Raw genomic sequence first — 9489 nt, forward strand, 5'->3', positions numbered from 1 at the left:
GGGAGGGACGGGGGCGGGGGGAGAGGGGGGGGGACTTCGTAGTCCCGGCCGGGGCCTAACTCCCCGCTCTCCGGGGACTTGGGTGGGGGGGGGGGGGGGGGCACCCCCCCCCCCCCCCCCCACCGGGCCCCGCCCGCCCCTCTTCCGTACTTCTGACAACCAGAGGACCTGAGACCTGATGACCGTCACCGAACAGTCCGCCCCCGCCCGGCAGGCGATGCCCGCCGAGGAGCGGTACGCCGCCGAACTCGCCTTCCTCGCCGCCCAGGACACCGGTCCCCGCCCGCCCGGCTGGGCGCTCACCCCGCGCGCGGTGGTGACCTTCGTGTGCGGCAGCGCCGGCGAGGAGCTGGCCCTGCCCAAGCGCCGTGCCGGACTCCCGTCGAAGCTGGTGATCGCCCCGAAGTTCGTCGGCGAACGCGCCCTGGTGGAGCGCTGCGTGGTCACCCTGGCCGGGGAGCGCGGACTGCTGCTCACCGGTGAGCCGGGCACCGCCAAGTCGATGCTGTCCGAGCTGCTGTCGGCCGCCGTGTGCGGCACGAGCGAGCTCACCGTCCAGGGCACCGCCGGCACCACCGAGGACGCCTTCCGGTACGGCTGGAACTACGCGCTGCTCCTCGCCCAGGGCCCCACCCCGCAGGCCCTGGTCGACTCCCCCGTGCTCTCCGCGATGCGGACGGGCCGGGTGGCGCGGGTCGAGGAGATCACCCGCTGCCTGCCCGAGGTGCAGGACGCGCTCGTGTCGATCCTGTCCGACCGGCGGGTCAGCGTGCCCGAACTGACCGCCACCGAGGACGCGGTGGTCCCGGCCGCTCCCGGGTTCACCGTCATCGCCACCGCCAACCTGCGCGACCGGGGCGTCTCGGAGATGTCCGCCGCCCTCAAGCGGCGCTTCAATTTCGAGACCGTCGGCCCGATCGCCGACCCGGACGCCGAGACCGCGCTGATCCGCCGGCAGGCCGTCGCCGCCGTGGAGCGCGCGGGCGCCGCCTTCGGGGTCGACGACTGCGTCCTCGACGCGCTCGTCACCGTCTTCCGGGACCTGCGCTCGGGGCGCAGCGCCGAGGGCTGGGACGTGGAGCGGCCCGGTACGGTCATGTCCACCGCCGAGGCCGTCCAGGTGGCGGCCTCCCTGGGGGTCTCCGCCGCGTACCTGCCGGGCGGTGACGTGCTGGACCTGCTGCCGGGGCACCTGCTGGGCGTGGTGCGCAAGGACGACCCCGCCGACCACGGGCGGCTGCTGGGCTACTGGGACGGCCCGGTCCGCCGCCGCGCCGAGGACGGCTCGGCGATGTGGCGCCGGCTGTGGGACCTGCGCGGGAGCCTGCGTTGACGCTCACCGCCGAACCGCGGGCGGCGGTGGAGGAGCTGGCCGCCCGCCGCGCGCCGTACCTGCTGGGAGTGCGCCACCACAGTCCCGCGCTGGCCGCGGTGGTCCCCGCGCTGCTGGACGCGGCGGACCCCGAGGTCGTCTGCGTGGAGCTGCCGGCCGAGTTCCAGCCGTGGCTGCCCCACCTGGCCGACCCGGAGACCCTCGCGCCGGTCGCCCTGGCGGGCCTGGGCTGCGAAGGGCACCTCGCCTTCTACCCGTTCGCGGACTTCTCCCCCGAACTGGCCGCGATCCGCTGGGCGCGCGGGCGGGGCGTGGAGGTCGTCTGCTGCGACCTGCCGCTGTCCGACCGGGGCTGGGCGCCCGGGGGCCTGCCGGGCGCTCCCGGCCCCGCCGGGCTCGGGTCCTACGCCGGCGCGCTCGCCGCGTCGGGTACCGGGCGTGAGGGCGACGACCTGTGGGACCGGGCCGTCGAGGTCCTGGCTCCGGGCTGCTCGCCCGAGGCCGTACGCCGTGCGGCGCTCGGCGTCGGCTGGGCGCTGCGGGCGGACGCGGGCGACGTCCCGGCGGTGGACCTGGCGCGGGAGTCCCACATGCGGGGCGTGCTCGCGCGGTTCGCCGGACGCCGGGTGGCCGCCGTGATCGGCGCCTTCCACGCCCCGGCGCTCACAGCGAACGCGGCGGACGCGGACGATGACGTTCCGGCGGACTCCGGACCGGTTGCCGGGGCCGATGCCGGGGCTGATGCCGGGGCTGATGCCGGTGCCGACCCCGTCGTCACGTCGTTCGTGGCGTACTCCCACGACCTGCTCGACTCGCGCTCCGGCTACCCCGCCGGGATCCGGGACCCGCTGTGGCAGCAGGCCGTGTTCGAGGCGGGCGGGGACCCCGGCCTGCTGCGCGGGGCGGCCGCGGCCGCCCTCACCCGGCTGTGCCGGGAGCTGCGCCGCGCCGGGCACACGGCGGGCACCGGGGAGGCCGCCGAGACGCTGCGGCTGGCCTGCGACCTGGCGGTGCTGCGCGGGCTGCCCGCCCCCGGCCGGGGCGAGCTGCTGGAGGCCGTCACCACGGTGCTCGGGCAGGGCGAACCCCTGGGCCGGGGGCGGGCGCTGGCCCGCGCCCTGGAGGCCGTGTTCGTCGGCACGGGCCGCGGCCGGACCACCCCGCACGCCCCGCGCTCCGGGCTCGGTCCCTCCGTGGAGGCGGAGCTGGCCGCGCTGCGGCTGCCGTGTCCGGGGGACCCGGAGCCGCGCGAGGTCCGCCTGGACCCCCTGCGCTCCGAGCTCGACGGACGCCGGGAGGTGCTGCTGCGGCGGCTGCTGGTCTGCGGGGCCTCCTACGGGGAGCCCCTGGGCACGGCCGCCACCGGCGACGGCACCGCCCTGGGGAGCAAGTGGCGGCTGTCCTGGACCCCGTCCGTCCCGGCCCGCCTCGACCTGGCGGGGGTCCGCGGCGTCACCGCCGCCCAGGCGGCCGCGGGGACGCTGCGCGACACCGCGCGCCGCCAGGCGGCCGAAGGCGGCCCGACGGCGGCCCAGGTGCTGGCCGGGCTCGACGCCGCCGCGCGCTGCGACCTGCCCGAACTGGTCGGCGTACGACTGGAGGAGATGGCGGCCGTACTGCCGGACACCGCCACCGTGTCCGAACTCCTGGAGGCCGTGGACCTGCTGGAGGGGCTGCGCCGCGGCCACCTGCCCGGCGCGGGGGACGTCGCACGGGCCGCCGCCGAGGAACTGACCGGCGAGCTGCTCGATGCGGCGCTGCGGTCCCTGCCCGGCCTCGCCGGCAGCGACGACCCCGCGGACGCGGGCGCCCTCGTGGCCCTCGCCGACCGGGCCGCCGCCCGCCGGCTGGGGCTGCGCATGGACGCCGCCCTCGCCGAACTCGCCTCCGGCGCGGGCCCCTTGATGCGCGGTGCGGCCCTGGCCGTACGGGTGCTGCTCGACCTGGATCCGGCGGATGCGCTGGGCTCCCGCACCGCCGCCTGGGTGGACGGGGCGGCCACCCCCGACGGCCGGCGCGCGCTGGCCCGCCGCCTCACCGGGCTGCTCACCGCCGCCGGGCCGCTGCTGGACGCCTCCCCGGCCGCCCTCACCCCGCTGCTGGACCGGGTGGACTCGCTGGCGGACGCGGCGTTCCTGGAGCGGCTGCCCGCGCTGCGGGCCGGGTTCGACGCGCTGACCCCGGCCGCCCGGGAGCGGCTGCTGGACACGGTCACCGAGCGGCTCGGCGACCGCGTGGACCTGTCGCTGGACGCGCCGCCCGCACTGCTCGCCCTGTGGGCCGCCGCCGACGCGGCCGGGCTGGCCGCGCTGAAGGAACTGCCGCTGCCCGGTGGTCCGCCGGACGCGGCCACCGTCCCGGTGTCCGCCGGCCCGGCGGCACCCGCGCTCCCCGCCCGGCCTGCGGACGGGCGGCGGCTGGCGCCCGCCGACCGGTGGCGGCTGCTGCTGGGCCGCCAGCGCGACCGGCTCCCGGCGGGCGCGCGGCCCTACGCCCGCGCGCTGGACGAGCTGTACGGCGCCGGCCGCGGGGAGGGCTCCGCGGACGTGGGCCGGCCCGGATCCGGCGGCGGGGACGAGGCCTCCTTCCCGACGGCCCGGGAGTGGTCGGCGGAACTGGAGTCCCTGTTCGGCGCCGACGTGCGCGAGGAGGTGCTCGCCGACGCGGCCGGGGCGGGCCGCACCGATGTGCTGGCCCAGCTCGACCCGGCGGCGGTGCGCCCGTCCGTGGAGCTGCTGACCTCGGTGCTCTCACTGGCCGGCGGCATGTCCGAGGCGCACCTGGCGCGGCTGCGGCCGCTGGTGCGGCAGCTCGTCGACGAACTGGCCAAGGAGCTGGCCACCCGGCTGCGCCCGGCCCTCTCGGGCGTGGCCACCCCGCGCCCGACCCGCCGGCCGGGCGGCCCGCTCGACCTGGCGCGCACCCTGCGGGCCAACCTGGCGCACACCCGGCGGCTGGACGACGGCCGGGTGGTGGTGGTCCCGGAGCGTCCGGTGTTCAGCACGCGGGCGTCGAAGGAGGCGGACTGGCGGCTGATCCTGGTCGTGGACGTCTCCGGCTCGATGGAGGCGTCCGTGGTCTGGTCGGCGCTGACGGCGGCCGTGCTGGGCGGGGTGCCGACCCTGTCCACGCACTTCCTCGCCTTCTCCACCCAGGTGGTGGACCTCAGCGGCCGTGTCGACGACCCCCTCTCGCTGCTGCTGGAGGTCCGGGTCGGCGGCGGTACGCACATCGCCGCCGGCCTCGCGCACGCCCGGAGCCTGATCACGGTGCCGAGCCGCACGCTGGTCGTCGTGGTCAGCGACTTCGAGGAGGGCGCCCCGGTCGGGGGCCTGCTCGCCGAGGTGCGGGCGCTGGCCGCGTCCGGCGCCCATCTGCTGGGCTGCGCCGCGCTCGACGACTCGGGCGCACCCCGGTACTCGGTGCCGGTCGCGCGGCAGCTCGTCGCCGCCGGGATGCCGGTGGCCGCGCTCAGCCCTCTCGCCCTCGCCCGCTGGGTGGGCGACCGACTCCGTGGAGAGCCCCGATGACCAGCCCGCTGTTGCCGCCCGTCACCGCCGAGGTGGTCGCGGACGCGGTGGAGAACCTGAGCGCCCGGCTGCGCAAGAAGCTGGACGCCGCGATCGAGGGCTGCCCGGCGGCTACCGGCGCGGAGGGGGCCGTCACCTTCCGCTTCGGTGAGGACGCGGTGGTCACCCTGCGGCCGGGGCCGTCAGGGGCGGTCACGCAACCCGGGCAGGCCGTCTGCGGCTGCCTGCTGGCGCCGCGCTGCCTGCACCGGGCGGCGGTACTGGGGGCCGCGCCGCTGGCCGAACCCCCGGCCGTGCCCCTGACCGGGGAGGTGGCCGGTCCGGCTGCCGGAGCGGCGGACCCGCCGGGGGCGGACCCCGGAGCCGGAACCGGGACGCCGTCGGCGCCCGGTGCGGCGGACGACGCCGCCGGGGCGACCGCCGACGCCGACGCACCGCCGACGCGGGCTCAGGTCCGGGCCGGGGCCGCGCTGTGGGCCGTGTCGGCCGAGGCGCTGGCCGCCGGGGTCGTCGCCGGGGGCGCGGTGGTACAGGCCGAACTGCTGCGCGCCGCGCACACCGCACGGCTCGCCGGGCTGCCGCGCGCGGAGGCCGCCGCGCTGCGCGTGGTACGGGGACTGCGGGCCGCGCGGGAGCGCCGCGCCGGCCAGCGGCTCACCGACCTGGCCGCCGCCTTCTCGGAACTGCTGCGCACCGCCGCGCTGCTGGCGTCCGGGACGGGCGGTCCCGGACTGACCGGGGGCGGCCGGCGCGCCTATGGCGCCGGGGGCAGCCTGCGCGTCCACGGCCTGTGCCGGGAGCCCGTGCTGACCGCGACCGGCTACGGCGGCGTGGTCACCCACCTGCTGGGGGCGGACGGCGCCCGCTACACGCTGTCGGACGTCCGCCCCGGCGGGCTCGCCCGCGCACGGGGCGCCGGGGCGGCCTCCGTGGCCCTGGGCGGAGCCGCCCTCGACCACGCGGGGCTCTCGCGCGCGGGTCTGCGCATCGCCGGGGCGACGGTCTCCGCCGACGGGCGGCTCGGTGCCGGGCGCGGGGTCCGGGCGGTTCCGGCGCCGGGCGCGGCCTGGGACGAGGAGCCGCTCGCCGCGCTGTTCGCCCGCCCGGCGGCCGAGGCCGTGCGGGAACTGCTGGCGCAGGACGCCGAACCGGGCCTGCTGGGCTGCGACGTCCAGGTGGTCGGCGCGGCCGGCGAGCACCTGCTGGTGCGGGAGGCGCGCGAGGACGCGCCGCTGCTGCGGCTGCGCCCGGCGCATCCGCACCCGGAGCTGGCGCACACCGCCAACCTGCGCCGCCTGGCCGGGCATCCGGGGCTGGCGGTGCGCGTCCTGGGCCGCCCCGACCCGGACCGGGCCGCCACCCTGAGCCCGCTCGCGGTGGGGCCGGTGCCCGGGGCGGCGTACACGCTGCGGCTGCCGCCGGAGTGGCGCGACCGGGCCGACCTGGGCTACGACCGGCTCCAGGGCAGCCACTTCCCGGACGGCGGCGCCCCCGGCGGGCCGGCGCCCGCCGGCGAGCCGGGTCCGGACGCGGTGGCCGACTCGCCGCTGTGGCGGGTGCGCCGGCTGCTGGAGACGGGGGTGGCCGGCGGGCGCCGGGCGGTGGCCGAGACCGGCCGGGGTCCGGAGCCGCTCGCGGCGTACGGACCGCTGCGCCGGGCCGGCTTCGGGTCGGCGGCCGACCTGGCCGGCGCACTCGTGGCGGAGGCCGGCCGCCGCCCCCGCGACGCCTTCGGCCGGCTCACCGAAGCCTCGTCCGAGGGCTACGCCTGGGCCTGGCTGGCGGCGTCCGCCCACCTCGAGGCCGCGCACCGCTCCCTGGTCGCCGCCTCCTGGGCCTGACCCCGGCCCCGAGCCGGGTCACCCTCCGCCGCCAGGGGGTGTCCGGCGGATCAGGGCCGGGCCCGGGATCCGCCGGACACCCCCTAACGGATGCACTCGACGGGGAGGGTGACCCGCACGGTCCCGCCTGCCACGGACTGCGGGAAGTCCGGGTACTGCACGACGATCCAGAAGCGCTGGAGGCGTCCCGTGAAGGCCCCCCGCACCCGCACCGTCCTGGTGCCGCCCGGCGACACCACTCCGGCGGCCGGCTCGATCACCACCCCCCGCGGGACGTTGCCGTCGGTGTACCGCGCCTCGCCCGGGTGGTAGTCGAGCGCGACGGCCTCCCAGCGGGCCGGGGCGTGGTCCGCGGACAGCGTCAGCTCGATGTCCAGGGCGGAGCAGGCGGCGCGGATCACGCCGGTCTTGTAGTCCACCAGCGGACGTGTCCGGTCCACCCGGACGTGCCCGGTGTTCCTGTCCTCGGGGGTCGGCGTGGGCGTCGGCGTCGGCGTCGGCGAAGTCGGCCGGGGCGAGGACTTCCTGGGCGAGGGCGTGGGCGTGGGCGTCGGTTTGACGGTCCCCCCGCCGCCGCCCGTCGGCTTCGCGTCGGCCGACGGCTTCGGCCGTCCGTCGTCCCCGCCGCCGCCGTCTTCGTCGCAGGAGGATCCGGTCACCGCCAGAACGAGCACCGCCGCCGCGGCCGCCGCCCGCACACCACGCCGCATCATGTCGCCTCCGACACGTCCGCAAGGTCTGACTCCAGCCATGACGTAGCGTCCCGCGGACGGCTGATCGACTCAACAAGTGGCGTGAATCGTTGCCCGGTTGTTCCTGATCCGCTCCGGCTGTGGGACCGGTGCGTGGTTGGATGTCCGGATATGGGTAGTCTTCCCGGGTCAGTTCGCGAAGCGTCTCGTCCGGGGTGGGGTCATGAATCGTCACACAGGTGTACGCGGCGGGGTGGTGGCCGTGGCGCTGCTGCTCGGTGTGAGCGGGTGCGGGGGAACGGGGAGCTCCGGGGACGGCAAGCCGGCGGGGAAGCCGGCCGGCGCCGGTCCCTCCGCACAGACCTCGGCCCCCGCGCCCTCCCCATCGGCACCGCCCTCGGCCGGCGACGCCAAACCGGCCTCCGGGGACGTGCTGCCGGGAATGGTCAGCGCGGCCGTCGCCCGGACCCAGCTCGCCGCGCTGACCACCGGCAAGCCCGGCACGATGGCCGGGTACAGCCGGGACAAGTTCACGCACTGGGCCGAGCAGGGCGGCAAGTGCGACACCCGCGAGACCGTCCTGGGGCGCGACGGGGCGGACGTCACCCGGGATTCCGAGTGCCGCGCCCTGTCGGGCAGCTGGAAGAGCCTGTACGACGGCGTCGTGGTCGGGGAGGCCGCGAAGCTGGACATCGACCACATGGTGCCGCTGGCCGAAGCCTGGCGCTCCGGCGCCTCCGGGTGGGACGCCGCCAGGCGCAAGGCCTTCGCCAACGACCTGACGCGGCCGCAGCTGCTGGCCGTCTCGGCCTCCTCCAACCGCTCCAAGGGCGACCAGAGCCCCGATCTGTGGCAGCCGACGGACAAGTCGAGCTGGTGCCAGTACGGGCGCGCCTGGACCACCGTGAAGTCCCATTACGGTCTGACCGTCACCGCCGCCGAAAGGGCCGTGCTCACCACCATGATCGACACCTGCGCCTCATGACCGCCCCCCGGCAGTGGCAGGACGAGGTCCTCGCGGGTCCCGGCGGCGCGATGACCGACGAGGTCGGCGTCATCACCGGCCCGCTCACGCTGCGCACCACCGGCGGGGCGGACGGCAAGGTCCGCTTCGAGATCCAGTACACGGACGCGGACGAGTGGTACACGCTCACCGGCAGCCCCGTGGCCCACGGCGACCCCCGCGCCCTGCACGCCGCCGCGCTGCGCGCGATCCGCGCCGGGGGCGGTGCCGGCGCCCCGCCGCCGGACGCCTGATCGGGCGTCGGGCATCCGGCGTCCGGGGGCCCGGCGTTCAGCGGGGGCCGAGGGGCTCGAGGGCCTCGTCCCTGGTGCCCTCGGGCGCCAGGCGCAGGACCCCGGGCCGGCGTCCGGCCTCGCGCCGGCCGAGGCGTCCGCCGAACTCCTCCAGGCCCTCACCGCCCCGTGCCGCGAGGATGTGCCCCCCCGGGGGGGAGGACCGGGCGGCCCCGCGGGTCCGTTGGGCCGCACGGGTGACCGGCGATAACCCCCGGGCCGGGCGGCAGTTGGTCAGGTCGTCGTCCCGCCGGGGACAGCACATGCGACAGAAGGATCCTCACGATGCTCAAGAAGTTCATGGCCACCGCCGCCGTCACCGCCTCCATCCTGGGGACGGGCGCCCTCGCGGCCTCCCCGGCGATGGCGATCGGCAATGACAACGGGATCAACACGGTCAACGGCAACAACGCCGACCAGATCTACGGCAACCAGGAGACCGCGGGCAAGATGAGCCCGCAGCTCTCCGCGGTCCAGGGCTCGCTGAACAAGCTCTGCATCGGCCTGCCGGCCAAGGTCAACCTCCAGTCGGTGCTCGCGGCGGTCAACATCGGCGTCCAGGACATCCCGATCGCCTCCAACCCGCAGAACCAGCAGTGCGCCGAGAACTCCACCCAGGCCAAGGGCGACGAGACCCTCTCGCACCTCGTGGAGAACATCCCGGTCCTGTCCGGCAACCTCTCGGCCGGCAGCTGACCCAGCGGCCCGGGGGGGGGGGGGGGGGGGGGGGGGGGGGGGGGGGGGGGGGGGGGGGGGGGGGGGGGGGGGGGGGGGGGGGGGGGGGGGGGGGGGGGGGG

The 9489-nt window shown here is 77.8% G+C and carries 8 protein-coding genes; 6 read left to right on the plus strand and 2 right to left on the minus strand.

Annotation, left to right across the window (positions count from 1 at the left end; genetic code table 11):
* The first annotated feature begins 178 nt into the window (after positions 1-178).
* From ACZ7IF_RS34095 to ACZ7IF_RS34105, 3 genes are read left to right on the plus strand one after another with little or no spacing between them, the layout of a single operon-like run.
* A complete protein-coding gene (locus ACZ7IF_RS34095; RefSeq protein ID WP_470979706.1) occupies positions 179-1333 on the plus strand; it encodes an ATP-binding protein in 1155 nt (384 codons plus the stop codon).
* Positions 1330-4863, plus strand: a complete 3534-nt coding sequence (locus tag ACZ7IF_RS34100) for a DUF5682 family protein (RefSeq protein ID WP_470979709.1) — start codon at positions 1330-1332, stop codon at positions 4861-4863. The genes ACZ7IF_RS34095 and ACZ7IF_RS34100 overlap by 4 nt, the downstream gene beginning before the upstream one ends.
* Positions 4860-6704, plus strand: coding sequence for a hypothetical protein (locus ACZ7IF_RS34105; protein ID WP_470979712.1), 1845 nt, complete (start codon positions 4860-4862; stop codon positions 6702-6704). The genes ACZ7IF_RS34100 and ACZ7IF_RS34105 overlap by 4 nt, the downstream gene beginning before the upstream one ends.
* A gap of 83 nt (positions 6705-6787) precedes the next feature.
* Here the strand turns inward: ACZ7IF_RS34105 and ACZ7IF_RS34110 are convergent, their stop codons facing one another.
* Complete coding sequence (locus ACZ7IF_RS34110) at positions 6788-7417, minus strand: hypothetical protein (protein WP_470979714.1); 630 nt, start codon at positions 7415-7417, stop codon at positions 6788-6790.
* A gap of 202 nt (positions 7418-7619) precedes the next feature.
* Between ACZ7IF_RS34110 and ACZ7IF_RS34115 the strand changes: the two genes are divergently transcribed.
* Both ACZ7IF_RS34115 and ACZ7IF_RS34120 read left to right on the plus strand, forming a co-directional pair.
* Positions 7620-8381, plus strand: coding sequence for a GmrSD restriction endonuclease domain-containing protein (locus tag ACZ7IF_RS34115; protein WP_470979716.1), 762 nt, complete (start codon positions 7620-7622; stop codon positions 8379-8381).
* Positions 8378-8653 (plus strand): hypothetical protein, encoded by a 276-nt coding sequence (locus ACZ7IF_RS34120; protein WP_470979719.1) that lies wholly within the window; start codon positions 8378-8380, stop codon positions 8651-8653. The genes ACZ7IF_RS34115 and ACZ7IF_RS34120 overlap by 4 nt, the downstream gene beginning before the upstream one ends.
* Positions 8654-8690: 37 nt before the next feature.
* Here the strand turns inward: ACZ7IF_RS34120 and ACZ7IF_RS34125 are convergent, their stop codons facing one another.
* Positions 8691-8957 carry a hypothetical protein gene (locus ACZ7IF_RS34125; RefSeq protein WP_470979722.1) on the minus strand — a complete coding sequence of 89 codons (267 nt, stop codon included), beginning with the start codon at positions 8955-8957 and terminating at the stop codon, positions 8691-8693.
* A gap of 20 nt (positions 8958-8977) precedes the next feature.
* Between ACZ7IF_RS34125 and ACZ7IF_RS34130 the strand changes: the two genes are divergently transcribed.
* A complete protein-coding gene (locus tag ACZ7IF_RS34130) occupies positions 8978-9388 on the plus strand; it encodes a rodlin (protein WP_470979725.1) in 411 nt (136 codons plus the stop codon).
* Positions 9389-9489: the final 101 nt, after the last annotated feature.

The organism is Streptomyces sp. NPDC037421, from assembly GCF_055602105.1.